Annotated in this window: 23 protein-coding genes; 19 read left to right on the plus strand and 4 right to left on the minus strand. The window is 62.7% G+C overall.

The window, feature by feature from the left end; all coding sequences use genetic code 11:
• Nucleotides 1-210 precede the first annotated feature (210 nt).
• On the minus strand, nucleotides 211-1,431 hold the full coding sequence (locus ABOC32_RS02560; protein ID WP_426810044.1) for a CaiB/BaiF CoA transferase family protein: 1,221 nt from the start codon (nucleotides 1,429-1,431) through the stop codon (nucleotides 211-213).
• Nucleotides 1,432-1,445: 14 nt separating this feature from the next.
• Entirely contained in the window at nucleotides 1,446-2,627 is a 1,182-nt protein-coding gene (locus ABOC32_RS02565; RefSeq protein ID WP_426810045.1) for an acyl-CoA dehydrogenase, read from the minus strand.
• A 161-nt stretch (nucleotides 2,628-2,788) separates the two neighbouring features.
• On the opposite strand from ABOC32_RS02565, the gene ABOC32_RS02570 reads away from it, so the two are divergent.
• The 10 genes from ABOC32_RS02570 (at nucleotide 2,789) to ABOC32_RS02615 (ending at nucleotide 12,626) form a co-directional block, all read left to right on the plus strand.
• Nucleotides 2,789-3,688, plus strand: coding sequence for a LysR family transcriptional regulator (locus ABOC32_RS02570; protein WP_426810046.1), 900 nt, complete (start codon nucleotides 2,789-2,791; stop codon nucleotides 3,686-3,688).
• A gap of 436 nt (nucleotides 3,689-4,124) precedes the next feature.
• On the plus strand, nucleotides 4,125-5,246 hold the full coding sequence (locus ABOC32_RS02575; protein ID WP_016497449.1) for a Re/Si-specific NAD(P)(+) transhydrogenase subunit alpha: 1,122 nt from the start codon (nucleotides 4,125-4,127) through the stop codon (nucleotides 5,244-5,246).
• An 11-nt stretch (nucleotides 5,247-5,257) separates the two neighbouring features.
• Nucleotides 5,258-5,572, plus strand: a complete 315-nt coding sequence (locus tag ABOC32_RS02580; RefSeq protein WP_016484308.1) for an NAD(P) transhydrogenase subunit alpha — start codon at nucleotides 5,258-5,260, stop codon at nucleotides 5,570-5,572.
• Between the two features lie 2 nt (nucleotides 5,573-5,574).
• The gene (locus tag ABOC32_RS02585; protein ID WP_086976464.1) at nucleotides 5,575-7,011 is read left to right on the plus strand and encodes an NAD(P)(+) transhydrogenase (Re/Si-specific) subunit beta; all 1,437 of its coding nucleotides are present in this window, start codon (nucleotides 5,575-5,577) and stop codon (nucleotides 7,009-7,011) included.
• A gap of 186 nt (nucleotides 7,012-7,197) precedes the next feature.
• Nucleotides 7,198-8,691 (plus strand): acetyl-CoA hydrolase/transferase family protein, encoded by a 1,494-nt coding sequence (locus ABOC32_RS02590; RefSeq protein WP_426810047.1) that lies wholly within the window; start codon nucleotides 7,198-7,200, stop codon nucleotides 8,689-8,691.
• A 405-nt stretch (nucleotides 8,692-9,096) separates the two neighbouring features.
• Entirely contained in the window at nucleotides 9,097-9,312 is a 216-nt protein-coding gene (locus tag ABOC32_RS02595) for a DUF1127 domain-containing protein (protein WP_016497446.1), read from the plus strand.
• Nucleotides 9,313-9,617: 305 nt separating this feature from the next.
• Nucleotides 9,618-9,935: a DUF2388 domain-containing protein gene (locus ABOC32_RS02600; RefSeq protein WP_043198703.1), complete on the plus strand. Its 318-nt coding sequence runs from the start codon at nucleotides 9,618-9,620 to the stop codon at nucleotides 9,933-9,935.
• Nucleotides 9,936-10,023: 88 nt separating this feature from the next.
• Nucleotides 10,024-10,317 carry a DUF2388 domain-containing protein gene (locus tag ABOC32_RS02605; RefSeq protein ID WP_426810048.1) on the plus strand — a complete coding sequence of 98 codons (294 nt, stop codon included), beginning with the start codon at nucleotides 10,024-10,026 and terminating at the stop codon, nucleotides 10,315-10,317.
• A 36-nt stretch (nucleotides 10,318-10,353) separates the two neighbouring features.
• Nucleotides 10,354-10,674: a DUF2388 domain-containing protein gene (locus tag ABOC32_RS02610; RefSeq protein ID WP_043198700.1), complete on the plus strand. Its 321-nt coding sequence runs from the start codon at nucleotides 10,354-10,356 to the stop codon at nucleotides 10,672-10,674.
• Nucleotides 10,671-12,626: a DUF4105 domain-containing protein gene (locus ABOC32_RS02615; protein ID WP_426810049.1), complete on the plus strand. Its 1,956-nt coding sequence runs from the start codon at nucleotides 10,671-10,673 to the stop codon at nucleotides 12,624-12,626. Before ABOC32_RS02610 ends, ABOC32_RS02615 begins: the two co-directional genes overlap by 4 nt.
• Before the next feature lie 126 nt (nucleotides 12,627-12,752).
• On the opposite strand, the gene ABOC32_RS02620 is transcribed toward ABOC32_RS02615, so the two are convergent.
• Nucleotides 12,753-13,154, minus strand: a complete 402-nt coding sequence (locus tag ABOC32_RS02620; RefSeq protein WP_426810050.1) for a GFA family protein — start codon at nucleotides 13,152-13,154, stop codon at nucleotides 12,753-12,755.
• Nucleotides 13,155-13,421: 267 nt separating this feature from the next.
• Here ABOC32_RS02620 and ABOC32_RS02625 point away from each other — a divergent pair, with 267 nt between their 5' ends.
• From ABOC32_RS02625 to ABOC32_RS02665, 9 genes are all read left to right on the plus strand, one after another.
• Nucleotides 13,422-14,729 carry a CitMHS family transporter gene (locus ABOC32_RS02625; RefSeq protein WP_023047261.1) on the plus strand — a complete coding sequence of 436 codons (1,308 nt, stop codon included), beginning with the start codon at nucleotides 13,422-13,424 and terminating at the stop codon, nucleotides 14,727-14,729.
• A 69-nt stretch (nucleotides 14,730-14,798) separates the two neighbouring features.
• Nucleotides 14,799-15,569, plus strand: a complete 771-nt coding sequence (locus ABOC32_RS02630; RefSeq protein WP_086976468.1) for a TerC family protein — start codon at nucleotides 14,799-14,801, stop codon at nucleotides 15,567-15,569.
• 335 nt (nucleotides 15,570-15,904) lie between these two features.
• Nucleotides 15,905-17,563 carry a Na/Pi cotransporter family protein gene (locus ABOC32_RS02635; protein WP_426810051.1) on the plus strand — a complete coding sequence of 553 codons (1,659 nt, stop codon included), beginning with the start codon at nucleotides 15,905-15,907 and terminating at the stop codon, nucleotides 17,561-17,563.
• 30 nt (nucleotides 17,564-17,593) lie between these two features.
• Entirely contained in the window at nucleotides 17,594-19,000 is a 1,407-nt protein-coding gene (locus tag ABOC32_RS02640) for a M16 family metallopeptidase (RefSeq protein WP_426810052.1), read from the plus strand.
• Nucleotides 19,001-19,156: 156 nt separating this feature from the next.
• Entirely contained in the window at nucleotides 19,157-20,182 is a 1,026-nt protein-coding gene (locus ABOC32_RS02645; RefSeq protein ID WP_426810053.1) for a DUF5924 family protein, read from the plus strand.
• Nucleotides 20,183-20,397: 215 nt separating this feature from the next.
• Entirely contained in the window at nucleotides 20,398-21,531 is a 1,134-nt protein-coding gene (locus ABOC32_RS02650; RefSeq protein ID WP_426810054.1) for an ABC transporter permease, read from the plus strand.
• Complete coding sequence (locus ABOC32_RS02655; RefSeq protein WP_043198685.1) at nucleotides 21,528-22,319, plus strand: ABC transporter ATP-binding protein; 792 nt, start codon at nucleotides 21,528-21,530, stop codon at nucleotides 22,317-22,319. Before ABOC32_RS02650 ends, ABOC32_RS02655 begins: the two co-directional genes overlap by 4 nt.
• 3 nt (nucleotides 22,320-22,322) lie before the next feature.
• A complete protein-coding gene (locus ABOC32_RS02660; RefSeq protein WP_016497434.1) occupies nucleotides 22,323-23,261 on the plus strand; it encodes an MlaD family protein in 939 nt (312 codons plus the stop codon).
• Nucleotides 23,258-23,893 (plus strand): ABC-type transport auxiliary lipoprotein family protein, encoded by a 636-nt coding sequence (locus ABOC32_RS02665; protein WP_426810055.1) that lies wholly within the window; start codon nucleotides 23,258-23,260, stop codon nucleotides 23,891-23,893. Before ABOC32_RS02660 ends, ABOC32_RS02665 begins: the two co-directional genes overlap by 4 nt.
• Here ABOC32_RS02665 and ABOC32_RS02670 read toward each other — a convergent pair.
• Nucleotides 23,875-25,104, minus strand: a complete 1,230-nt coding sequence (locus tag ABOC32_RS02670) for a nucleoside recognition domain-containing protein (RefSeq protein ID WP_426810056.1) — start codon at nucleotides 25,102-25,104, stop codon at nucleotides 23,875-23,877. The genes ABOC32_RS02665 and ABOC32_RS02670 overlap by 19 nt on opposite strands.
• Between the last annotated feature and the right edge of the window lie 125 nt (nucleotides 25,105-25,229).

The raw sequence follows: 25,229 nt of genomic DNA on the forward strand, positions 1-25,229 counted from the left end.
TCTTTCGATCGTAGCCCTTACAACACCACCTTAACTACCTAACTCATTGAATCTCAAGGAGTTTGTCGTTCCGATGTCGCTGGAAGTGGGGCGCATTATAAGGGGATTCGAAACCCCGTCAACCTTTAATTTCAAGAAACCTTAATATCGCTGAAAAGCAAAGCAGGGAGGCCTGGCGGCCTCCCTGCTTTTATAGAGCACCCGCCGTTTCTAGAGCACGCCGGCCTCACGCAAGTGCTGCACCTCACCTGCTTCAAGCCCCAGCACCTCCGCCAGTACCGCTTCGGTATGCTCACCCAGCAACGGCGGCGCCCGCCGATACTCAACCGACGTCTCCGACAACCGTATAGGGCTGGCCACCTGTGGAACGCTACCCGCCAGCGGATGCGGAATGTTCACCGCCAACCCACGCGCCAGTACCTGTGGGTCCTGGAACATCTGCGCCAAGTCATTGATAGGGCCACACGGCACCCCGGCAGCCTCCAGCTGGCCAACCCATTCGGCGGTTGTCTTGAATACCGTGGCCTGGCGAATCAGTGGAATCAGCTCGGCCCTGTTCGCCACCCGCTGCTTATTAGTAAGGAAGCGCGGATCGTCCGCCCATTGTGGCTGCCCGGCCACTTCTGCGAACTTGCGGAACTGGCTGTCGTTGCCCACGGTAAGAATGAAGTCGCCGTCCGCCGTCGGGAAGTCCTGGTAGGGCACTATATTAGGGTGCGCATTGCCCAGGCGCCGAGGCGGGTTGCCCGTGGTCAGGTAATTCATGGCCTGGTTCGCCAGGCAGGCTACCTGTACATCAAGCAACGCCATGTCGACATGCTGGCCCACCCCGGTCTGCTGCCGATGGGCAAGGGCGGCAAGCATGGCCACCGTGGCGTACAGCCCGGTAAGGATGTCGGTAAGCGCCACCCCCACCTTCACCGGCCCCGCACCTTCCTCACCCTCCGGGCGGCCGGTCAGGCTCATCAGCCCACCCAACCCCTGGATCATGAAGTCATAACCGGCGCGCTTGGCATACGGCCCGGTCTGACCGAAACCCGTAATGGAGCAATAGATAAGCCGCGGATTGATCGCCTTCAGGCTCTGGTAGTCCAGCCCATAGGCCGCCAGACCACCCACCTTGAAGTTCTCGATGACAATATCGGACTTCGCCGCCAACTCACGCACCAGGCGCTGCCCTTCAGGCCGGGTGAAGTCGATGGTCACCGAACGCTTGTTACGGTTGGCCGACAGGTAGTAAGCCGCCTCACTGGTGTTCTCACCCTCGGCATCCTTGAGGAAGGGCGGCCCCCACGCACGGGTATCGTCACCACTGCCCGGGCGCTCCACCTTTATGACGTCAGCGCCCAGGTCAGCGAGAATCTGGCCAGACCATGGGCCGGCCAACACGCGCGAAAGGTCCAGCACCCGCAGATGTGATAGCGCGCCCATGGGCTGGCTCCTTATTAATAGAAGGCCTGGATACCGGTCTGCGCACGCCCCAGGATCAGCGCATGCACGTCGTGGGTACCTTCATAGGTGTTGACCACCTCCAGGTTTACCAGGTGACGGGCCACGCCAAACTCATCGGAGATGCCGTTGCCACCCAGCATGTCGCGCGCCATGCGGGCAATATCCAGCGCCTTGCCGCAGGAGTTGCGCTTCATGATCGAGGTAATTTCCACAGCAGCAGTACCTTCATCCTTCATACGCCCCAGGCGCAGGCAGCCTTGCAGGGCCAGGGTGATCTCGGTCTGCATGTCAGCCAGCTTCTTCTGGATCAGCTGGTTGGCAGCCAGAGGGCGGCCGAACTGCTGACGGTCCAGGGTGTACTGACGCGCGGTGTGCCAGCAGGCTTCGGCAGCGCCCAGCGCCCCCCACGAGATGCCATAACGGGCGGAGTTGAGGCAGGTGAACGGGCCTTTGAGGCCGCGCACATCCGGGAAGATGTTCTCTTTCGGCACAAACACATTGTCCATGACCACTTCACCGGTGATCGAGGCACGCAGGCCGACCTTGCCATGGATTGCCGGGGCGCTGAGACCCTGCCAGCCTTTTTCCAGGACAAAGCCACGGATATCCCCCGCATCGTCCTTGGCCCAGACCACGAACACATCAGCGATGGGGCTGTTGGTGATCCACATCTTGCTCCCGGTCAGGCGGTAACCGCCGTCGACCTTCCTGGCACGGGTGATCATCGAGCCAGGGTCGGAGCCATGGTTAGGCTCGGTCAGGCCGAAACAACCGATCCACTCGCCACTGGCCAGCTTGGGCAGGTACTTCTGCTTTTGTGCTTCGGTACCGAATTCGTTGATCGGCACCATCACCAGCGACGACTGCACACTCATCATCGAGCGATAACCCGAGTCGATACGCTCAACCTCACGGGCGATCAGGCCATAGCACACGTAGTTCAGCCCGCTGCCGCCGTATTGCTCGGGAATGGTGGCACCCAGCAGGCCAATTTCACCCATCTCGCGGAAGATCGCCGGGTCGGTCTGCTCGTGGCGGAAGGCCTCGAGCACACGCGGGGCCAGCTTGGCCTGGGCGAACTGATAAGCGCTGTCACGCACCATGCGCTCTTCTTCAGTGAGCTGCTGATCCAGCAGCAGCGGGTCGATCCAGTGGAAGCTTGCTTTACCGGCCATGAGCGAAATCCTCGAAATAGGGGGCAGTTTCTTGTGCCTTTGAGCCTAGGCCTGATCGGCTGCCGGGACAAACGAGGATTGCGCACCCATTAGTGATAATTTGTCACTTCGTGAATCGGCAAAACACCCTATAAACAACCTTACGAGTGAGGTTGACGTACATGCGCCGCAAGATCCCCAGCACCGCCGCCCTGGTTTGCTTCGAGGCGGCGGCGCGCCACGAGAGCTTTACCAAGGCTGCGCAGGAACTCGCCCTGACCCAGGGTGCCGTTTGTCGGCAGATTGGCGGCCTCGAGGCCTTCCTTAATGTGGAACTGTTCCGCCGTTCGCGCCGCGGCGTGAAGCTGACCGAGGCCGGCCTTTCCTACAGCCGCCAGGTTGCCGCCCAACTGGACGCCGTAGAGCGCGATACCCTGTCGGTGATGGGCCAGCAGGGCGCCAGCGTGATCGAACTGGCCGTAGTGCCTACCTTTGGTACCCAATGGCTGCTTCCGCGCCTCAAGGACTTCCAGCAACGCCACCCGGAGGTCACGGTCAACCTTACCAACCGTACCCGGCCATTCCTGTTCGCCGACACCCCCTTCGATGCCGCTATCTATTTCGGTGATGCCGACTGGTCCGGCACCCAGTCGCACCGCCTGATGGGGGAGAACCCGGTCCCCGTCTGCAGCCCGGCATTGCTGGCCGGGCAGGGCATGCTAGAAGCACAGCGCATCGCCCAACTGCCACTGCTGCAGCAAAGCACGCGCCCCTACGCCTGGCGGCAGTGGTTCGGCAGCCTGGGGATGAATGTGGAACGCGACATGACAGGCCCGCGATATGAACTATTCTCGATGCTCGCCCAGGCGGCCATCCATGAAATGGGGATCGCGCTGATTCCGCCGTTCCTGATCCAGCGCGAGCTGGGGGAGGGTAGGCTGGTGGTCGCTAACAGGCATGCCCTGATCAGCGACAAGGCCTACTATCTGATGATCCCGGAGCGCAAGGTAGAGTCCGCCTCGCTGCGCGCATTCCGCGACTGGCTGGTAAGCCAGGCCCAGGCCTACACCGCGAAAACGTGAGCAAGTGCGACAAATTGACCCTGTAGTCAATTATTTTAAACACCTACAGATGTATGTATATGTCGCATATGCATAAACTGTTATGCCTACCTGAAAATACCCTTTAACCCTTCTAACCACGCGGCTTTGCGGGTTGTTTTGCGACATTCAGCATGCCGTAAGCGTATTGACCCGAAAATTTTTGATTTTTTCTCCTAATCTCCCAATAGCCCATGTTTGACGGGCTGGAGCCTTAACGCTGCGACAAGCGGTCACAGGGTGACTTGTAGTTTTAACTTCGTTTCGCTCCATAACCGGTTGAAGGCCCCGGGCTTCGTCTGCAAAATGCTTCGCCCGCCCGGGATTCGGCGGGTCGGCGCTCCACAGCCGCCCCAGCGCACCATCCGAAGTGTGCTGGCTCTTACAAAGACAAAAGGTCACCGCAGGAGAAATAGTCGTGCACATTGGTGTTCCTCTCGAGACGCAGACCGGTGAGACAAGGGTCGCTGCGACCCCGGAAACCATCAAGAAACTGATTGGCCAGGGCCATCAGGTCACCGTCCAACGGGGGGCAGGGCTCAACGCCAGCATTCCGGACAGTGCCTATGAGGCCGTGGGCGCTTCCCTTGGGAGCGCAGCCGATGCCTACGGCGCCCAATTGGTACTCAAGGTGGTCGCCCCCAACGACCAGGAGCTGGCCCTGATCAACAGTGGCAGCCTCCTGGCGGGCATGCTCAACCCCTTCAACAGCGAGCTGATCGGCAAGATGGCCGAACGCGGCATCACCGCTTTCGCCCTGGAAGCTGCGCCCCGCACCTCGCGGGCGCAGAGCCTGGACGTGCTGTCGTCGCAGGCCAACATCGCCGGTTACAAGGCCGTGTTGCTGGCTGCCCATTACTACCCACGCTTCATGCCCATGCTGATGACCGCCGCCGGTACCGTGAAGGCAGCGCGCGTGCTGATCCTGGGGGCGGGTGTTGCCGGCCTGCAGGCCATCGCCACCGCCAAACGCCTGGGTGCAGTGATCGAAGCGTCCGACGTACGCCCGGCCGTGAAAGAGCAGATCGAGTCGCTGGGTGCCAAGTTCATCGACGTGCCTTACGAGACCGATGAAGAACGTGAGTGCGCTGAAGGCGTCGGCGGTTACGCCCGCCCCATGCCGGCCAGCTGGATGCAACGCCAGGCCCAGGCCGTGCACGAGCGCGCCAGGCAGGCGGATATCGTCATCACCACGGCGCTGATCCCCGGCCGCAAGGCACCGACCCTGCTCAGCGCCGAAACCGTTGCGCAGATGAAGCCCGGCTCGGTGGTCATCGACCTCGCTGCAGCCCAGGGTGGCAACTGCCCGCTCACCGTTGCTGACCAGGTGGTAAAGGAAAACGGGGTGACCATCGTCGGCCCGACCAACCTGCCAGCCCAGCTGGGTGCCGATGCTTCGGCGCTGTATGCGCGCAACCTGCTGGACTTCATGAAGCTGCTGTTCGACAAAGACGGCGCGCTGGTCATCAACCTCGAAGACGACATCGTCGCGGCCTGCCTCATGTGCCGTGATGGTCAAGTCGTCCGCAAGAACGGCTAAGGAGCACGACAATGGAAGACATGCTGATTTCCCATGGCATCTACAACCTGATCATCTTCGTGCTGGCCATCTATGTGGGCTACCACGTGGTGTGGAACGTCACCCCGGCACTGCACACGCCGCTGATGGCCGTGACCAACGCCATCTCTGCCATCGTTATCGTCGGCGCCATGCTTGCCGCCGCCCTCACCGTGACCCCTGCGGGCAAGCTGATGGGCACCCTCGCCGTGGCCCTGGCCGCGGTCAATGTGTTCGGTGGCTTCCTGGTCACCCGCCGCATGCTTGAGATGTTCAAGAAGAAAGCCAAGAACGAGGGGCAGAAGTAAGCATGAGCATGAATCTGGTAACACTTCTGTACCTGGTCGCTTCGGTGTGCTTCATCCAGGCGCTCAAGGGCCTGTCGCACCCGACCACCTCACGGCGCGGCAACCTGTTCGGCATGATCGGCATGGGCATCGCCATGCTCACCACGGTTGGCCTCATCTATAAGCTGGGCGCCGAGCTGGCCACCGCGGGCATCGGCTACGTCATCGTCGGCCTGCTGGTCGGTGGCACCGCCGGTTCGATCATGGCCAAGCGCGTCGAGATGACCAAAATGCCGGAACTGGTCGCCTTCATGCACAGCATGATCGGCCTGGCTGCGGTGTTCATCGCCATCGCCGCCGTGCTGGAGCCGCAGTCGATGGGCATCGTTGCCTTGATCAGCGACCCGATCCCCACCGGCAACCGCCTGGAGCTGTTCCTGGGCGCAGCCATTGGTGCCATTACCTTCTCAGGTTCCGTAATCGCCTTCGGCAAGCTGTCGGGCAAGTACAAGTTCCGCCTGTTCCAGGGCGCCCCGGTACAGTTCGCCGGCCAGCACAAGCTGAACCTGATCCTCGGGCTGACCACCATCGCCCTGGGCCTGCTGTTCACCTTTACCGGTCATTACAGCGCCTTCACCCTGATGCTGGCCCTGGCCTTCGTCATGGGCGTGCTGATCATCATCCCGATCGGCGGCGCCGACATGCCGGTGGTGGTGTCGATGCTCAACAGCTACTCGGGCTGGGCAGCCGCCGGTATCGGCTTCTCCCTGAACAACTCGATGCTGATCATTGCAGGCTCGCTGGTGGGTTCGTCCGGTGCCATCCTCTCGTACATCATGTGCAAGGCGATGAACCGGTCGTTCTTCAACGTCATCCTCGGTGGCTTTGGCGGCGATACCGACGCCGGCGCAGCGCAAGGCTCGAAAGAGCAGCGCCCGGTGAAGTCCGGTTCGGCCGACGATGCCACCTTCCTGCTCAGCAACGCCGACAGCGTGATCATCGTCCCGGGCTACGGCCTGGCGGTGGCCCGTGCCCAGCACGCGCTGAAGGAACTGACCGAGAAGCTGACCCACAACGGCGTGACCGTGAAGTACGCCATCCACCCGGTGGCGGGCCGCATGCCCGGGCACATGAACGTGCTGCTGGCCGAGGCCGAGGTGCCGTACGATCAGGTGTTCGAGATGGACGACATCAACGCCGAGTTCGGCCAAGCCGACGTGGTGCTGGTGCTGGGCGCCAACGACGTGGTCAACCCGGCGGCGAAGAACGACCCCAAGTCGCCAATCGCCGGCATGCCGATCCTCGAAGCGTTCAAGGCCAAGACCATCATCGTCAACAAGCGCTCCATGGCCAGCGGCTATGCCGGCCTGGACAACGAGCTGTTCTACCTGGACAAGACCATGATGGTGTTCGGTGACGCCAAGAAGGTCATCGAAGATATGGTCAAGGCGGTGGAGTGACAACCTCCGTTGCAAACCAACTGATATAAAGGAAGCCCCGGTCAGACTCTGCCGGGGCTTTCCTTTTATTGATCCGGATCAATGGCTCTACTTCAAGGCTTCTCATACGACCATGGTCGTGGGACGGCAAAGGGCGAAATCTCTAGACTGCGCTGCAGTAGTTTCAGTAGCCCGAGATAACAATCCATGTACCGTGATCGTATCCGCTTGTCCTCCCTGCACAGCAAGGTAATGAGTGCGGCTGATGCCGCTGGTCTGATCGAGGACGGCATGACCGTCGGCATGAGCGGTTTCACCCGCGCCGGCGAAGCCAAGGCCGTACCGCATGCCCTGGCCGAACGTGCCAAGCAGTCGCCACTGAAAATCAGCCTGATGACCGGCGCCAGCCTGGGCAACGACCTGGACAAGCAACTGACCGAGGCCGGCGTGCTGGCTCGCCGCATGCCGTTCCAGGTAGACAGCACCCTGCGCAAGGCCATCAACGACGGCCAGGTGATGTTCATCGATCAGCACCTGTCGGAAACCGTCGAACAGCTGCGTAACCAGCAGCTGAAGCTGCCGGACATCGCCGTCATCGAAGCCGTGGCCATCACCGAGCAAGGCCACATCGTGCCAACCACCTCGGTGGGCAACTCGGCCAGCTTCGCGATCTTCGCCAAGCAGGTGATTGTCGAGATCAACCTCTCGCACAACCCCAACCTCGAAGGCCTGCACGACATCTATATCCCGACCTACCGCCCGACCCGCACGCCAATCCCGCTGGTCAAGGTCGACGACCGCATCGGCAGCACCGCCATCCCGATCGACCCGGCCAAGATTGTCGGCATTGTCATCAGCAACCAGCCGGACTCACCGTCCACCGTGCTGCCGCCGGACGACGAAACCCAGGGTATCGCCGACCACCTGATCAACTTCCTCAAGAATGAAGTTGAAGCCGGCCGCATGACCAACAAGCTCGGCCCGCTGCAGGCCGGTATCGGCAGCATCGCCAACGCGGTGATGTGCGGCCTGATCGAGTCGCCGTTCGAAGACCTGACCATGTACTCTGAAGTACTGCAGGACTCTACCTTCGACCTGATCGACGCCGGCAAGCTGAGCTTCGCTTCGGGCAGCTCGATCACCTTGTCCAGCCGCCGCAACGCCGACGTGTTCGGCAACCTGGAGCGGTACAAGGACAAACTGGTGCTGCGCCCGCAAGAAATCTCCAACCACCCGGAAGTGGTACGTCGCCTAGGCATCATTGGTATCAACACCGCACTGGAGTTCGATATCTACGGCAACGTCAACTCCACCCATGTGTGCGGCACCCGGATGATGAACGGCATCGGCGGCTCGGGCGACTTCGCCCGCAACGCCCACCTGGCCGTATTCGTCACCAAGTCGATTGCCAAAGGTGGCGCGATCTCCAGCGTGGTGCCGATGGTCAGCCATGTCGACCACACCGAGCACGACGTGGACATCCTGGTCACCGAGCAAGGCCTGGCCGACCTGCGTGGCCTGGCGCCGCGCGAGCGGGCACGGGCAATCATCGACAACTGTGTGCACCCATACTACCGCGCTGCGCTGAACGATTACTTCGATCGCGCCTGCCAGCGTGGCGGCCACACTCCGCATATCCTGCGTGAAGCGCTGAGCTGGCACGAGAACCTGGAAGAAACCGGGCGCATGCTGGCTAGCTGATGCAGGCAGCGGCCTTGTGTCGCGATGGGCTGTGTACAGCAGCCCCCTCTAACTCAGCTGTGACATCGCAATACTGGGGCCGCTCTGCGGCCCTATCGCGACACAAGGCCGCTCCTACAAAACTGTGCTGCACAGTTCGGCCATTTCATCAGACATAAACTGTACTACTGTACCGGCATTCTGCCGATCCTCGCCGCGCACAACCTCCTCCAGATCTGAAAATGCACCATATTCGTGCAGACCAGTACAGTTGCGCCATTTTCGAGTGCAACAGTAGGGTTACACAGTTAACTGAGCCATCGTCTTTCAATAGAACTGTATCTACTGTTATGGACAACAGAGGAGGATCATTGGCATCAGTTAAATCACTACCTAATCCCGCCATAAGCGGAAGGATGAAGCATCATGGAACGTACCCTCAGTTCCGGTCTGGTTTTTGAAAGCAATGCCCAGCAATCCAACGCCTCGCTGCCGCTGCGCGCACTGTCGACCCTGCTGCTGTGGCAGCGCCGCATGGCCAGCCGCCGTCAACTGGCGCGCCTGGACGGCCGCCTGCTGGCTGACGCCGGTATCAGCGAGTCGCAGCGTTACGAAGAGCTGAGCAAGCCTTTCTGGCGCTAAGCTCCGGCTCGCCGGCTTAGGCCGGCACCGCGAATTCCCAAACCCGTCGCAGGTGACTGCGATGGGTTTTTTTATGTCCAGGCCGCGTGCTAGAGCCATTTTCAGGCTGACAGGTACAGTTTTAGCAATATCAAAAACATGCCAGTACAGTTGTTTGGTGTGCCGTTCATTAACTTCCACAAACAACGGCGCGTGATACGCTTGGCTTAACAGTCTGTTGAAAGCCGCTGTTAAAAGTACCGCGACGCGCTGTATGAGCGTCCGATAAGCAGCATCACTCGATCCTCGTCCAGGAGTTCACCATCATGTCCCGTAAATACCTGATTGGCGCCGCCCTGATGCTGAGCCTGGCCGGCACTGCACACGCCACCAGCTTCGTTGTCACCACCGACGCCGTCGTTGGCGCAGTGGCCGCATCCACCGATGCCACCTCCGATATCTCCTCGTCCTTCAAAGACGACAAGATCGTGCAGGCCGCCCGTGACGACGCCGCCAGCTTCGTTGGCAGCCAAGGCGACATCCGCGGTGCCAAGCTGGAAAGCGCTTTCCTGCACATCCGCTCGCAGATGCCGGCCCTGCAAGCCAGCGACGCGCAACTGGCCCAGGCGATCCTGGCGCTCTGACCCCGGGTGAGCCGTTCAGCTGTGCTGGTCACCCCCAGCACAGCCGCACCCACCTTTGCCGCCCACGTTCCCAGCCGTTGTAGAGCCCATGCGTTATCTGTTGCCGCTGCTGTTCTCCGTTGCCGGCATGGCCAGTGCCCATGCCATGGATACCACCACGCAAAGCCTGGTCATCACCGGCTATGTCACCAGCCAGGTCACCACTGCACCGTTTGATCGCAAGCTGGTCCGCCAGGCGCGCGACGATGCGGCTGCCTTCGTTGCCAGCGACGGCCAGATCCGCGGCGTGCGGCTGGAAGCCGCGCTGGAATCATTACGCCACAATTGTTCACGGCACGCCGTCGGCGACCTGGAACTGGCGCAGGCAATTCTCGTCCAATAAACACATCTGACTCCCTGTATTTTTCGGAGATGCTCCATGCGTAAACCGCTGATTGCCGCTACCCTCGGCATGCTGCTGCTGGCCGACCTGGCCCAGGCACATACTCTGGTGGCCACCAGCAACATCATCGTGCGAGCCTTTGGCCGCTCGATCGACTTCACCTCAGACACCACCACCTCGATTCGCGACTCCAAAGTGGTGCGCGAAGCCCACGACGACGCCGCCAGCTTCGTCGCCAGCAATGGCGACATTCGCGGTGCCCAGCTCGAGGCCGCCTTCAGCACCCTGCGCGAGCGCGTGCCAGAAGCCCGCGGCGCCAGCGACCAGGTACTGGCCGAAGCCATCCTCGCGCTGTGAACCGCATGCGTGCCTGGCTGCTCGGCTGCGCCCTGACGCTGCTCGGCACACCCGCATTGGCCGACCTGCAGCTTGAGCTGCAGGCATCCGGCCTTGACCCACAACAAACCCAGGCCACCCAGGCCCTGCTCGACGAGGCCATGGGCAAGCTGCCTGCGCGCTTCAAGCAACAGCTGGACCGCCGCGTACGGGTCAGCTGGAGCGACAACATGCCTGCCGATGCCTACGGCCAGGCCTCGCTGGTGTCTACCCTCGAGCTCAACCGTCGCCTGCTGCCTGGCCTCACCGATGGCAGCGCCGCCACCGAACGCACCAACCGCCCGCATGGCACGGTACGTGAGGAGCTACTGGCCACCGTGTTGCACGAGCTCACCCATATCTACGACCGTGCCCGCCTGTGGACCGGCGCCGAGAAGTCGCTGATTGCCCGCTGCAAGCGCCAGCAAGGCACGCTGGGCAAGATTGGCCTGCCCGAAGAATGCCGCGGCCAGGCCGAGCGCCGCTTCACCCTCAGCGACGACCCGCGCCTGCTCGACCTGGCCGGCTGGCAGCAGTACGTGGGCCGACGCGGCGAGCGTGAACAGCAGAATGGCCAGTTCGTGCGCAGCCCCGACAGCTATGAGCTGAGCAGCCCCAAGGAGTACATCGCGGTCAACATGGAGTACTTCCTCCTCGACCCGAGCTACGGCTGCCGCCGCCCGGCACTGAACCAATACCTGCGCGAGCACTTCGGCTGGGCACCCCAGCAGGACACCTGCGCCAAGGGCCTGCCGTTCATCAACGCGGGCAGCGACTTCGCCCGCCAGCCGCTGGGTGAAATCGACCCCGAGCGGGTGTATGAAGTGGATTACCTGCTTGCCGAAGCCAACCAGAACCTGGTCAGCCGCTGGGGCCACAGCATGCTGCGCCTGGTGATCTGCAAGCCCGGCCGCCCACGCGGGCCGGACTGCCGCCTGGACCTCGACCAGAGCCTGGTGCTGTCGTACCGCGCCTTCGTCAACGACGTGCAGTTATCCAGCTGGGACGGCCTGATTGGGGTCTACCCCTCGCGCTTGTTCGTACTGCCGCTGGGCCAGGTGATCGATGAATACACCAAGACCGAACTGCGTAGCCTGGCCTCAGTGCCCTTGAAGCTCAACCGCGATGAGGTGGAGAACCTGGTGCGTCAGGCCGCCGAGATGCACTGGAGCTATGACGGCAACTATTGGTTCCTGTCCAACAACTGTGCGGTGGAGTCATTGAAGCTGCTGCGCAGCGGCACCGCCAACCCACGCCTGAACGACCTCGACAGCATCATGCCCAACGGTTTGCTGGCCGTGCTCAAGGGCAGGGGGCTGGCCGACACCAGCGTGCTCGACGACCCGCGCGAGGCGTTGCGCCTGGGCTACCGCTTCGACTCATACCGCGACCGCTACCAGGCCATGTTCGAGGTACTGCGGAAACAGCTGCCGATCAAGCAAACCCTGGTTGAAGACTGGCTTGCCCAGGATGCCGAACAGCGCCGCCCCTGGTTCGCCAAGGCCGACCTGCGCACCAGTGCTGCGTTGCTGCTACTGGAACAGGCCAGCTTGCGTCGGCAACTGCTGCTGGCCCAGGACGAGGTCAAGCAGCGCTACCTGAATGCTGCGGCGCTGAAAGATGGCAGCGTCAACAAAGCTGACGCAACCCTCAAGCAGATGCTCGCCAACAGCGGTTTCCTCAGCCGCCCGGCAGAGTTGCTCGATGCCAAGGGCTACGGGCTGCCGCAACCCGAGGAGCGCAAGCACCTCGAGCAGGTGAGCAGCGAACGCCAGGCGCAGCTGTTGCGCTTGAGCACCAGCCTGGACAAAGAGGTGAGGGCGCTGCTGGAGCCATCACGGGCCAAGGAAATTGCCGCGGTCGAGGCCAATGTGAAGCAGATCGGCGAGCATTTGCGGGCTCTGCACAAAGCTGCCGGTGGCCTGCAATTGTAAGCATGGCTGTACCGGCCCTATCGCCGGCAAGCCAGCTCCCACAGGATCACCACAGGCTTGACGGTGGTGGGATACCTGTGGGAGCTGGCTTGCCGGCGATAGGGCCTGCTGCACCAGCACAATCCCTTACAGGCTTTCGCCATCCTCTTCTGGCAGATCCTCATCCAGATGCAACCAAGGCAACCGGCTACCCACCCAGATATGCCGGTTGGCTCGTACCTGCTCCGGGTGATCCAGCGTCGCCACCGTCACATCCACCGTTTCCGGGCTGTGCGTGGTCACCAGTGCCACATGCGCCCCGCAATGCCCACAGAAGTACCGGCTGCAACTGGCCGGTGCCACATAGCAGTTCGGTTCGCCCGCCAGCCACTGAAACCCCGAACGGGGCAGGGTGAGCCAGGTCACCACCAGCCCGCCGCTTACCCGGCGGCAAATCGTGCAGTGGCAGTGGGCAATATCTGTCAGGTCACCCTCCAACCGGTAACGCAAGGCGCCGCAATGGCAGCCCCCTTCGGTCACATTCTGCATCACCTACCTCTCGTCGCCTTTGTGTCAGCGAAAGCTGGCTGAAAGCTTGCCCTCATAGGATAGCCCCCACTACCGGCACAAGACCGGTCAGCCAGGGCACCCGGTAAACACCGCGCCCGGCCCAATCAACAACAACAATGGTGATTCTGATGTATTCCTGTGCCCGCCTTCCTGCAGTACCCCTCCGCATGCTCCCTGCGCAGCGCCTGACGCGCTGATCCGCCCGAATCGACTTTCCTTTCGCCGCGCCACGCCTGGAGTATTGCCATGCTGACCTTCCTCGGCTTTGCCATGGTCATCACCTTCATGTACCTGATCATGACCAAGCGCCTGTCGGCCTTGATCGCGCTGATCCTGGTACCGATCCTGTTCGCCCTGTTCGGCGGCTTCTCCGCCAAGATCGGCCCCATGATGCTCGAAGGCATCAGCAAGCTCGCGCCTACCGGCGTGATGCTGATGTTCGCCATCCTCTACTTCGCCCTGATGATCGACTCCGGCCTGTTCGACCCGGCCGTGCGCAAGATCCTCAAGCTGGTCAAGGGCGACCCGCTGAAAGTCTCGGTCGGTACTGCCGTGCTGGCCCTGGTGGTCTCGCTCGACGGTGACGGCGCCACCACCTACATGATCTGCTGCGCCGCGATGCTGCCGATGTACAGCCGCCTGGGCATGAGCCCGCGGATCATGGCCGGCCTGATCATCCTCGCCGGTGGGGTAATGAACATGACCCCTTGGGGTGGCCCGACTGCCCGCGCCGCCAGCGCCCTGCATGTGGACCCCTCGGACATCTTCGTGCCGATGATCCCGGCCATGCTGTTCGGTGTACTGGCGATCCTGGCCATTGCCTACATGTACGGCAAACGTGAACGGGCCCGCCTGGGCGAACTGCACCTGCCGACCGACGACATCGACCACAGCGAAATCACCGTTTCGCAATTCCCGGAAGCACGCCGGCCCAAGCTGCTGTACTTCAACGGTGCCCTGACCGCCGCCCTGATGGTCGCGCTGATCGCCGGTGTGCTGCCACTGCCCGTGCTGTTCATGATCGCTTTCAGCATCGCCATGATCGTCAACTACCCGTGCCTGCAACAGCAGAAAGACCGCATCGCCGCCCACGCCGGCAGCGTGCTGGCCGTGACCGGGCTGATCTTCGCCGCCGGCATCTTCACCGGCATCCTGTCGGGTACCGGCATGGTCGACGCCATGTCCAAGAGCCTGCTGGCCGTCATCCCCGAAGCACTGGGCCCTTACCTGGCGGTAATCACCGCGATCGTGAGCATGCCGTTCACCTTCTTCATGTCCAACGATGCCTTCTACTACGGCGTATTGCCGGTGCTGGCCGAAGCCGCCAGCCACTACGGCATCACCCCGGTGGAAATGGCCCGTGCGTCGATCGTCGGGCAGCCGGTACACCTGCTCAGCCCGCTGGTACCCTCCACCTACCTGCTGGTGGCCCTGGCCGGTATCGAGTTCGGCGACCATCAGCGCTTCACGCTCAAGTGGGCAGTGCTGGTGTGCCTGTGCATAATGCTCGCCGCACTGCTGATGGGGATTTTCCCGCTGTTCAGTAGTCTTTAATACATACGTATCACCTACGCGACGCGCCCTGACCGGGGCGCGTTGCCATTACCGCTCGAAGGAAAATACATGGAATGGCTGACCAGCCCGGAAATCTGGGTTGCCTTTTTTACCCTTACCGCGCTTGAGATCGTCCTCGGGATCGACAACATCATCATGATCTCGATCCTGGTCAGCCGCATGCCCAAGCACATGCAGCCGCGCACCCGGATCTTCGGCCTGGCCCTGGCCATGGTCACCCGTATCCTGCTGCTGCTGTCGATCACCTGGGTCATGCGCCTTACCGCCGACCTGTTCGTGGTGTTCGGCCAAGGCATCTCCGGGCGTGACCTGATCCTGTTCTTCGGTGGCCTGTTCCTGCTGTGGAAAAGCTCGCAAGAGATCTACCACGGCCTGGAGGGCGAAGACGAAAACCCGGATGAGCCGAAAGGCGCGGGTGGCAAGTTCTTCTACACCATCATCCAGATCGCCATCATCGACATCGTGTTCTCGCTGGACTCGGTAATCACTGCAGTGGGCATGGTTTCCCACGTGCCGGTGATGATCGCCGCCATCGTTGTCGCCGTGCTGGTGATGATGCTGTGCGCCGGTGCCATCAGCAATTTCATCGACAAACACCCGTCGCTGAAGATGCTCGCACTTTCGTTCCTGATCGTGGTGGGTACCGTGCTGATCGCCGAAGCTTTCGACGTGCACGTGCCGAAGGGCTACGTCTACTTCGCCATGGCCTTCTCGCTGGCGGTGGAAGCCATCAACATCCGCATGCGCACCGCCTCGGCCCGCAAAGAGGGCAAAGAGCAAGACCCGGTGAAACTGCGCAAAGACATTCCGGGTCAGTAAGACCAGGGAGTGCAGGACACAAAGGGCCCTCAGGGGCCCTTTTTCATGCCTGAACATTGCCGTTAGCAGTGCCGGCCTCTTCGCGGGCTTGCCCGCTCCCACATGGACGGCGCCGCTCTCAAGAGCAATACAGTTCCTGTGGGAGCGGGCGAGCCCGCGAAGAGGCGGGCACAGGCAATCATTCATTTCGCATGTGTTTCAAATAAATGACTGCCATGCGAAGCTGGCGACAGCTGCGTAAAACAACTAAAGCTTTGAGTGAGCACTGAAAATTCTTCAAAAGCTCACGTTTTTTTTCTTGGCCCGGTGGGCCAGTGCAACAGGGGGCCTTCGCCATGCTGACCCTGCTCAACCTGCTCTCGGCCGTGACGCTTCTGGTCTGGGGTACCCATATCGTGCGTACCGGCATCCTGCGGGTGTTCGGCTCGAACCTGCGGCGCATCATCAGCCAGAACATGGACAAGCGACCGCTGGCGTTCATCGCCGGCATTCTGGTCACCGCCATGGTGCAGAGCAGTAACGCCACGGCCATGCTGGTCACGTCTTTCGTCGGTCAGGGCCTGATGGCCATGACCCCGGCCCTGGCGATCATGCTGGGTGCCGATGTCGGTACCGCGCTGATGGCCCGCGTACTGACCTTCGACCTGTCGTGGCTGTCGCCGCTGCTGATCTTCCTGGGTGTAATCTTCTTCCTTTCGCGCAAACAGACACGGGCTGGCCAACTGGGCCGGGTGGGCATCGGGCTTGGCCTGATCATTCTGGCGCTGGAGCTGATCGTGCAGGCAGCTGCGCCTATCACCCATGCCCAAGGCGTGAAAGTGCTGTTTGCGTCACTGACCGGCGACATCATGCTGGACGCTCTGGTCGGCGCCATGTTCGCCATGATTTCCTATTCCAGCCTGGCCGCCGTGCTGCTTACCGCCACGTTGGCAGGCGCCGAAGTCATCAGCCTGCCGGTGGCCATCGGCCTGGTGGTCGGCGCCAACATCGGCAGTGGCCTGCTGGCCTTCATCAGCACCAGCATGCAGAACACCGCCGGGCGCCGGGTGGCCTTGGGCAGCCTGCTGTACAAGCTGCTCGGCCTGCTGCTGATCATCCCGGTACTGCACCCGTTGGTGGAGTGGATGGACTCGCTGAGCTTCAGCCCGCAAGAGCTGGTCATCGGCTTCCACCTGCTCTACAACACACTGCGCTGCCTGCTGATGCTGCCTACGGTCAAACTCATGGGCCGGCTGTGCAATACCCTGCTGCCCGAGCGCGAAACCGGCAACGGGCAAGCGCGCCCACGCCACCTCGACGCCTCGGCACTGGAAACGCCCAGCCTGGCCTTGGCCAACGCATGCCGCGAAACCCTGCGCCTGGGCGATATCGTCGACAGCCTGCTTGAGGCCATGCTCGGCGCCCTGCGCGGCACCCAGACCGCCCTGCCACAGCAGGTGCGCGCCCTGGGCGAAGATGCCGAAGCCCTGTACAGCGCGATCAAGCTGTACCTGGCGCAGATGTCCCGCGAAGACCTCAGCGAGCAGGACAACCGCCGCTGGGCCGAGATCATCGAACTGGCGATCAACCTCAAGCTGGCCTGCGACCTGATCGAGCGCATGCTGCGCAAGGTCCAGCAGCAGAAAACCAGCCAGCGCCGGGAGTTTTCCCAGACAGGCCTGGAGGAGCTCACCGGCCTGCAGGAGCAATTGCTGGCCAACCTGCGCCTGGGCCTGACGGTGTTTCTCAGTGCCGACCCGGAAAGCGCCCGCTTGCTGCTGCGCGAAAAACGCCGTTTTCGCGCCCAGGAACGGCGCCTGGCGCACGCCCATGTCAGCCGCTTGCAGCGTAAGGTGGTGCAAAGTATCGAGACCAGTTCGCTACACTTGGAGCTGATCGCCGACATGAAGCGGTTGAACTCTTTGTTCTGCAGCAGTGCCTATGTGGTACTGGGCGGCTCGGACACCGGCGGCCTGATGCTCGACAGCGTGCCGGACGAAGCCCGTCTGCCCTGATTTTGCCTACCAGAGGATTCTCGCTCGCCCATGCGTTGCCTGATGTTCGTTTGCCTGCTGATCTGCAGCCTGCCCTCATTGGCCCTCGACCGCTCGCGTGTTGAGGGCTACCTGCTGCCCAACGGCCTGCAGGTCATCCTGAAAAACGGCTACGAGCGTGACCATGTGGCGATTCGCCTGGTGGTCGGGGTAGGCCTGGACGACTTCGATTGCGAGCAGAAAGAGCTGCCGCACCTGCTTGAGCACCTGCTGTTCAGCGGCATCGACGAAACAGGCGAGGGCGGCCTGGAAGAACGCCTGCAAACGCTTGGCGGCGAATGGAACGCCTATACCAGCAGCGCCGACACCACCTTTGTGATCGAAGCCCCGGCGCGCAACCAGCGCAAGGTACTCGACCTGCTGCTGGCGGTCATCCGCGATACCCACATCGACGCCAAAGCCCTGGCCACCGCCAAGCGCATCATCGAGCGCGAGGATGGCGGCCATTATGGCCACCTGCAGCGCTGGCTCGACCGCCAGGACATCGGCCACCCCGCCAGCGGCCAGCTGGCGACCGAACTGGGCCTCAAGTGCCCGGAGCGCTCCAACATCGACGACATGACCCTGGAGCAGGTGCAGGCCTTGCGTGACCGCTGGTACGCCGCCAACAACATGACCCTGATCATGGTCGGCGGCCTCGACCGCCTGCTGCCGGCCTACCTGGAACGCACCTTTGGCGAGCTGCCCGCCACCGAACCGGAAGAGCGCCGCAACCTGGAAAGCATCACCCACCAGGCCGAGCAACGTCGCGACCTGACCCGCGGCTGGCTGGGTGACAGCGTCAAACTGCACTGGCTGTTCATCGAGCCGGTGCTGGACAACGACCACCAGGCCACCCTCGACCTGCTGTCGCGCTACCTGGACTGGGCGCTGTACGACCAGCTGCGCCTGCGCAACGGGCTGTCCTACGGCCCTTCGGTACAACGCGAAAGCTTCGGTGATACCGGCCTGATCAGCCTCAACGCCGACCTGGAGCGCGATGACATCGACAAAGCGGTAAAGGTGATGCAGGGCCTGTTCGAGCACCTGCGCAAGGAAGGCCTGGACCCGGACACCTTTGCCCGTATCAAGGACGCCAGCGTGGCCAAGGAAAGCTGGAGCACCCAGGGCAACAGCGCCCTGGCCGACTATTACTGGGGCGCGCTGAACGACTACACCGACGGGCGTTTTGCCAACCCGGTGCGCAAGCTGCGCCAGGTCAGCCTGGAGCAGGCCAACGGGGCTTTGAAGGAACTGCTCAGGGAAGAGGGCTACCTGCGTATCGAGAAGCCGTTGCTGGGCTACGACGAGCTTTACGGGCTGGCCGCCTTGCTGGTGGGGCTTATCCTGGCGGCAGGGCTGCTGCGCTGGCGGCGGCATGGGCCTGAACGGCCGAGTGGTGCTACACGGCAGCGGTGAAACGGCGGTATCCTTTTGCCAGTACCGGCCTCTTCGCGGGTGAACCCGCTCCCACAGGATCACCACAGCCTCAAATACTGTGAAGTCCCTGTGGGAGCGGGTTCACCCGCGAAGAGGCCGGCACAGCCACCCAATTCTCTCCTGTTGTAGCCCCTAATGCCCCAAATCCCCCATATCGTCCAGCGCATCATCGAACTGCTCAAACGCTACCCCGGCATCATCGCGCTCGGCGGTTTCCTCTCTGGCATCGGTAGCTTCATCCTGGTCGACCGCCAGGCCGGCCTGGCCAGCTGGGTCGCCGTGCTCATGCTGGTCAGTTGGGTCTGGCTGATGCTGGAAAACACCCTCACCGGCCTGTTTGCGCGCACCTTCAACCGCGAAATCCCGCAGCCGCTGTTGCGCTACGCGACGCAGATGATCCACCAGGAAACGCTGTTCTTCGTGCTGCCGTTCTTCTTCATCACCACCACCTGGAACAGCGGCCAGCTGGTGTTCACCGGCTTGCTCGGTGCCGCGGGCCTGATTTCGATCATCGACCCGCTGTACTACAAGTGGCTGGCACCGCGGCGCTGGCTGTTCCTGGCGCTGCATACCCTGACGCTGTTCGCCGCCCTGCTGACTGCGCTGCCGATCATCCTGCACCTGACCACCGCGCAAAGCTTCAAGCTGGCCCTGATCGCGGCCATGGCGCTGTCGTTCCCCAGCCTGGCCAGCAGCTTCCCGATCAACAACTGGCGCCGCGCCGTGGCGTTGGTGCTGGTTACCCTGTCGGTCGGCGCCGGGGGCTGGCTGCTGCGCTCCTGGGTACCGCCGGCCACCCTGTGGATGACCGAAGTGGCGGTGAGTACCGAAGTGCTGAACCGCCAGCCAGGCGAGTCGCTGGACGAGATTGCCGCCAGCCGCATCCGCAGCAGCGGCCTGTACGCCTACACCGCCATCAACGCACCACGCGGCCTGAACGAGCGGATTTACCATGTGTGGCAGAAGGACGGTAAAGAGGTCGACCGCATCGCCCTGGACATCCATGGCGGGCGCAAGGAAGGCTACCGGGCCTGGACCCACAAGCAGAACTTCCCGCCAAACCCGGTGGGCAAATGGCAAGTGAGGGTGCTGACCGAGGATGGGCAGGTGATCGGCGTACTGCGCTTCAAGGTGGTCGACGACACGTCATCTGGAAGTTGAAATCCATGCCTTACGCATTACCTGTGTAGGAGCAGCCTTGTGCTGCGAAGGGGCCTGTACCGCAAACCAATTTTGTGGGCGCTCACGGCCTCTTCGCAGCACAAGGCTGCTCCTACAGGTCGCGATGCCGAACCAAGAGACAGCACATAATCACCAAACAGCCCATGCCCGCTGCGCTATGATCAGCCCCTAAGCCTTAGCGCCGAGTCAATTGCATGGAGCCTATGACCACCCCCAGCGCCACCCTGGACGCCAGCAGCCAACCGGCCTGCCTGCGCATAACCGGTGACTGGACCCTGGCGCACTACGCCAGCCTCAGGCGCGAGAGCGAGCAGCTGCGCGCGCAATACCCTGCCGACACCGTCGCCGACCTCAGCCAACTGGGCCGCCTGGACACCGCAGGGGCGTCGCTGCTGGCCGAGCTGCTCGGCTCCGAGCGCCTGTCACACTGCACCGAAGACCTGCCCGAAGCCAGCCGCGCACTGCTCAAGAACGTCTACTGCTCGGTCCAGGACTACTGCATCCCGGTCAAGGAGCCCGAGCGCAACGTACTGCTGATGCTGCTGGAACGCATCGGCCGCGCCGTCGGCACCCTGTGGCAAGACTCCATGCAGTTGCTCGGCTTCATCGGTGTCATCCTCGAGACCCTGATGCGCCGCGCCCTGACACCGCACCGCTGGCGCCTCACCCCGGTTGTGGCACATATCGAAGACACCGGGCTGGACGCCGCCCCCATTGTCGCCTTGCTGACCTTCCTGGTGGGCGCGGTGGTGGCCTTCCTCGGTGCCACGGTGCTGGCCGCGTTCGGCGCCACCATTTTCACCGTCGACCTGGTGGCGTTCTCGTTCCTGCGCGAGTTCGCCGTGCTGCTGACCGCCATCCTCATGGCCGGCCGCACCGCCAGCGCCTTCACCGCGCAGATCGGCTCGATGAAGGCCAACGAAGAAATCGACGCCATCCGCACCCTGGGCCTGAACCCCATGGAGCTACTGGTGGTGCCACGGGTACTGGCGTTGCTGATTACGCTGCCCTTGCTCACCTTCATCGCGATGATCTGCGGCATCGTCGGCGGCGCAGTGGTCTGCGCCCTGTCGCTGGACATCTCACCGGCCATGTTCCTGTCGCTGCTGCAAAGCGATATCGGCGTGCAGCACTTCCTGGTGGGCCTGGCCAAGGCGCCGTTCTTTGCCTTCCTGATCGCCGCCATCGGCTGCCTCGAAGGCTTCAAGGTCAGCGGCAGTGCCGAATCGGTGGGCGCGCACACCACCTCGGCGGTGGTGCAGTCGATTTTCGTGGTCATCGTGCTGGACGCCGTGGCCGCCCTGTTCTTCATGGAGATGGGTTGGTGAATGACCGGGAAAAAGTGATCGAAGCCCGCGGTATCTGTAACCGCTTCGGCCGCCAGGTCGTGCATGAAAACCTCGACCTGGACCTGTACCGTGGCGAAATCCTGGCCGTGGTCGGTGGTTCGGGCAGCGGTAAATCGGTACTGCTTCGCAGCATCATCGGCCTGCGCCGGCCCAATGAAGGGCTGATCAAGGTGTTCGGCCAGGACCTTGCGGGCCTGCGCGAAGAACAGCGCTCGCTGGTGGAACGACGCTTTGGCGTGCTGTTCCAGAAGGGCGCGCTGTTCTCTTCGCTGACCGTCACCGAAAACGTGGCCTTGCCGTTGATCGAGCATGCCGGGCTGTCCCGCGCCGATGCCGAGCACCTGGCCGGTGTGAAGCTGGCCCTGGCCGGGTTGCCCATTTCGGCCGCCGACAAGTACCCGTCCTCGCTGTCGGGGGGCATGATCAAGCGTGCAGCGTTGGCCCGGGCCCTGGCACTGGACCCGGACATCCTGTTTCTCGACGAGCCCACCGCCGGCCTGGACCCGATCGGCGCCGCCGCGTTCGACCAGCTGATCCTGACCCTGCGCGATGCACTGGGCCTGTCGGTGTTCCTCATCACACACGACCTCGACACCCTGTACACCATTACCGACCGCATCGCGGTGCTGTCGCAGAAAAAGGTCCTGGTGGCCGGCCCGCTGGCCGAGGTCGAACAGACCAACGACGCCTGGATTCAAGAATACTTTCACGGCCCACGCGGGCGCGCCGCCGAGCAGGCCGCCACCCGTGCCGGGCAGGAGCGCTGAGCAATGGAAACCCGAGCCCATCACGTTCTTATCGGCCTGGTCACCGTCCTGGTGGTGGCCGGTGCCATGCTGTTCGGCCTTTGGCTGACCAAGTCCAGTGTCGATGACGCCTTCAAGGATTACGAAGTGGTGTTCAACGAAGCCGTTTCCGGCCTGTCGCGTGGCAGCCCGGTGCAGTACAACGGCATCAAGGTGGGCGATGTATCCACCCTGCGCCTGGACCCGAAAGACCCGCGCCGGGTACTGGCCCGGGTGCGCCTGAGCGGCGACACCCCGGTGAAAGAAGATACCCAGGCCAAGCTGACCCTGGCCGGCGTGACAGGCAACTCGTTCATCCAGCTCAGCGGCGGCACCCCGCAAAGCCCGGAACTGAAAGGCAAGGATGGCAAGCTGCCAGTGATCATTGCCTCGCCGTCGCCGATCTCGCGCCTGCTCAACGACAGCAGTGACCTGGTCACCAACATCAACCTGCTGCTGCACAACGCCAACCAGATGTTCTCCGAGGACAACATCGGCCACCTCAGCAGCACCCTGGCCAACCTCGACAAGACCACGGGCGCCTTCGCCGGCCAGCACGGCAGCATCGCCCAGGCCATCGAGCAACTGGTGCAGGTGGGCAAGCAGGCCAGTGCCACGTTGGCCGAAACCCAGGCACTGATGCGCAATGCCAACGGCCTGCTGGCCAGCGATGGCAAGCAGGCAATCGGCAGCGCCGAACAGGCCATGCAGTCGCTGGCTGAAAGCACGGCAACCATCAACAACCTGCTGAAAAATAACAGCGAGGCCATCGGCGACGGCGCCCAGGGCCTGAACCAACTCACCCCAGCCATTCGCGAGCTGCGCGAAACCCTCAACGCGCTCAAAGGCATTTCCCGGCAACTGGAGGCCGACCCGAGCGGCTACCTGCTCGGCCGCGACAACAACAAGGAGTTCCAGCCATGAAACCGTCGTTGCGCCTGCTGGCCCTGGCGGCCGCGCTGAGCCTGGCCAGTGCCTGCTCAATCCTGCCCAAGACCGAACCCGTCGACCTCTATCGCCTGCCGGTGAGCCAGCCCAGCCGCACGGCAGCACCGCTGGACTGGTCGTTGCGCCTGAACAAGCCGCTGGCCAGTGAAGTGCTGGCCGGGCCGCGCATTGCCGTCATCCCCCAGGGCGATGTGGTCAGCAGCTACAAGGGCGCGCGTTGGAGCGATACAGCCCCGGTGCTGCTGCGCAACCGCCTGCTCGATGGTTTCCAGCGTGACGGCCAGGTGCAGCGCCTGAGCGCCGACGACAGCAACCTGCAGGCCGACTACGAGCTGGCTGGCGAGCTGCAGGCGTTTCAGAGTGAATACCGCCCGGGCGGGGCGGTTGAGGTGGTGATCCGCTACGACGCGCGCCTGGTGCAAGGCCGCACCCAGCGTATCCTGGCCAGCAAGCGCTTCGAGATTCGCCAGCCACTGGCCGACAAGCAGGTATCAGCGGTGGTCGCAGGCTTCGGCCAGGCCAGCGACCAGCTGGTGGGCCAGGTGGTGGGCTGGACCATTGGCCAGGCCAACCAGGCTCAACTGAAGGTTCAGGCGAAGAACCAGTAGCAGACAAAGATCGCCGCAATCACCCCGGACAACTCGGCCAGCAGTGCGCAACCCACCGCATGGCGCACGCGCTGGATGCCGACGGCGCCAAAGTACACGGCCAGTACGTAGAAGGTGGTTTCGGTGCTGCCTTGAATCGTAGCCGCTACCAGGGCCGGGAAGCTGTCCACGCCTTGGGTCTGCATGGTCTCGATCAGCATCGCCCGAGCTGCGCTGCCGGAGAACGGCTTGACCAGCGCGGTGGGCAGGCCCTCGACGAAGCGGGTGTCCAGGCCCATCCAGTTCACCGCATGGCGGATACCGTCCAGGGCCAGCTCCAGGGCGCCAGAGGCGCGCAGCACACCCACTGCCACCAGCATCGCCACCAGGTACGGCAGCAGGTTCTTGGCCACGTCGAAGCCTTCCTTGGCGCCTTCGACAAAGGCTTCATACACCTTCACCCGCCTCAGGGCACCAATCACCAGGAACAGCATGATCACGCCAAACAGCGTGAGGTTGCCCAGGATCGATGACAGGCTGGCCAGCGCGGCGGCCGACAGGGTGCCAAGAAACGCCATGAAACCGCCCAGCAGCAAAGCGCCGGGGATGAAGTAGGCAAGCACCACCGGGTCCCACAGGCGCAAACGCTGCATCACGGCCACCGACAGCAGGCCGACCAGGGTCGAGACGCTGGTCGCCAGCAGGATGGGCAGGAACACCATGGTCGGGTCCGGCGCGCCCTGTTGGGCCCGGTACATGAAGATGGTGACCGGCAGCAGCGTCAGCGACGAGGCGTTGAGCACCAGGAACAGGATCTGCGCGTTACTCGCGGTGATGCTGCTGGGGTTCAGCTCCTGCAGTGCGCGCATGGCCTTCAGGCCAATCGGCGTGGCGGCGTTGTCCAGGCCCAGGCCGTTGGCGGCAAAGTTCATGGTAATCAGGCCCAGGGCAGGGTGGCCAGGCGGCACCTCAGGCATCAAACGGGCAAACAGCGGGCCCAGCACCTTGGCCAGCCATTCGACGATGCCAGCCTTCTCGGCGATCTTCAGAAAGCCCAGCCACAGGGTCAGGGTGCCAAACAGCAGCACCATCACCTCGACCGACAGCTTGGCCATGGCGAAGATGCTTTCGACCATTGCCGCGAAGATGCCAGCGTTGCCGCCTACCAGCCATTGGGCCAGGGCGGACACCGCCGCCACCAGGAAAAAGCCAAGCCAAAGGCCGTTGAGCATCCGTGTGTTCCCCCTGAAAAATGCCCGAATGATAGCGTATTCCGAAGCCTGCTCGGTCCTCTGTAGGAGCAGCCTTGTGCTGCGAAGAGGCCAGTACCACCCATGCATCTCTACCGGATGTACCG

Source organism: Pseudomonas sp. WOUb67, assembly GCF_050058005.1.
GTDB lineage: Bacteria > Pseudomonadota > Gammaproteobacteria > Pseudomonadales > Pseudomonadaceae > Aquipseudomonas > Aquipseudomonas putida_R.

Coding starts and splice junctions, on each gene's coding strand:
- ABOC32_RS02560 (WP_426810044.1), bottom strand. CDS start 1,431: ATGGGCGCGCTATCACATCTGCGGGTGCTGGACCTTTCGCGCGTGTTG.
- ABOC32_RS02565 (WP_426810045.1), bottom strand. CDS start 2,627: ATGGCCGGTAAAGCAAGCTTCCACTGGATCGACCCGCTGCTGCTGGAT.
- ABOC32_RS02570 (WP_426810046.1), top strand. CDS start 2,789: ATGCGCCGCAAGATCCCCAGCACCGCCGCCCTGGTTTGCTTCGAGGCG.
- ABOC32_RS02580 (WP_016484308.1), top strand. CDS start 5,258: ATGGAAGACATGCTGATTTCCCATGGCATCTACAACCTGATCATCTTC.
- ABOC32_RS02585 (WP_086976464.1), top strand. CDS start 5,575: ATGAGCATGAATCTGGTAACACTTCTGTACCTGGTCGCTTCGGTGTGC.
- ABOC32_RS02590 (WP_426810047.1), top strand. CDS start 7,198: ATGTACCGTGATCGTATCCGCTTGTCCTCCCTGCACAGCAAGGTAATG.
- ABOC32_RS02595 (WP_016497446.1), top strand. CDS start 9,097: ATGGAACGTACCCTCAGTTCCGGTCTGGTTTTTGAAAGCAATGCCCAG.
- ABOC32_RS02600 (WP_043198703.1), top strand. CDS start 9,618: ATGTCCCGTAAATACCTGATTGGCGCCGCCCTGATGCTGAGCCTGGCC.
- ABOC32_RS02605 (WP_426810048.1), top strand. CDS start 10,024: ATGCGTTATCTGTTGCCGCTGCTGTTCTCCGTTGCCGGCATGGCCAGT.
- ABOC32_RS02610 (WP_043198700.1), top strand. CDS start 10,354: ATGCGTAAACCGCTGATTGCCGCTACCCTCGGCATGCTGCTGCTGGCC.
- ABOC32_RS02620 (WP_426810050.1), bottom strand. CDS start 13,154: ATGCAGAATGTGACCGAAGGGGGCTGCCATTGCGGCGCCTTGCGTTAC.
- ABOC32_RS02625 (WP_023047261.1), top strand. CDS start 13,422: ATGCTGACCTTCCTCGGCTTTGCCATGGTCATCACCTTCATGTACCTG.
- ABOC32_RS02630 (WP_086976468.1), top strand. CDS start 14,799: ATGGAATGGCTGACCAGCCCGGAAATCTGGGTTGCCTTTTTTACCCTT.
- ABOC32_RS02635 (WP_426810051.1), top strand. CDS start 15,905: ATGCTGACCCTGCTCAACCTGCTCTCGGCCGTGACGCTTCTGGTCTGG.
- ABOC32_RS02640 (WP_426810052.1), top strand. CDS start 17,594: ATGCGTTGCCTGATGTTCGTTTGCCTGCTGATCTGCAGCCTGCCCTCA.
- ABOC32_RS02645 (WP_426810053.1), top strand. CDS start 19,157: ATGCCCCAAATCCCCCATATCGTCCAGCGCATCATCGAACTGCTCAAA.
- ABOC32_RS02650 (WP_426810054.1), top strand. CDS start 20,398: ATGGAGCCTATGACCACCCCCAGCGCCACCCTGGACGCCAGCAGCCAA.
- ABOC32_RS02660 (WP_016497434.1), top strand. CDS start 22,323: ATGGAAACCCGAGCCCATCACGTTCTTATCGGCCTGGTCACCGTCCTG.
- ABOC32_RS02665 (WP_426810055.1), top strand. CDS start 23,258: ATGAAACCGTCGTTGCGCCTGCTGGCCCTGGCGGCCGCGCTGAGCCTG.
- ABOC32_RS02670 (WP_426810056.1), bottom strand. CDS start 25,104: ATGCTCAACGGCCTTTGGCTTGGCTTTTTCCTGGTGGCGGCGGTGTCC.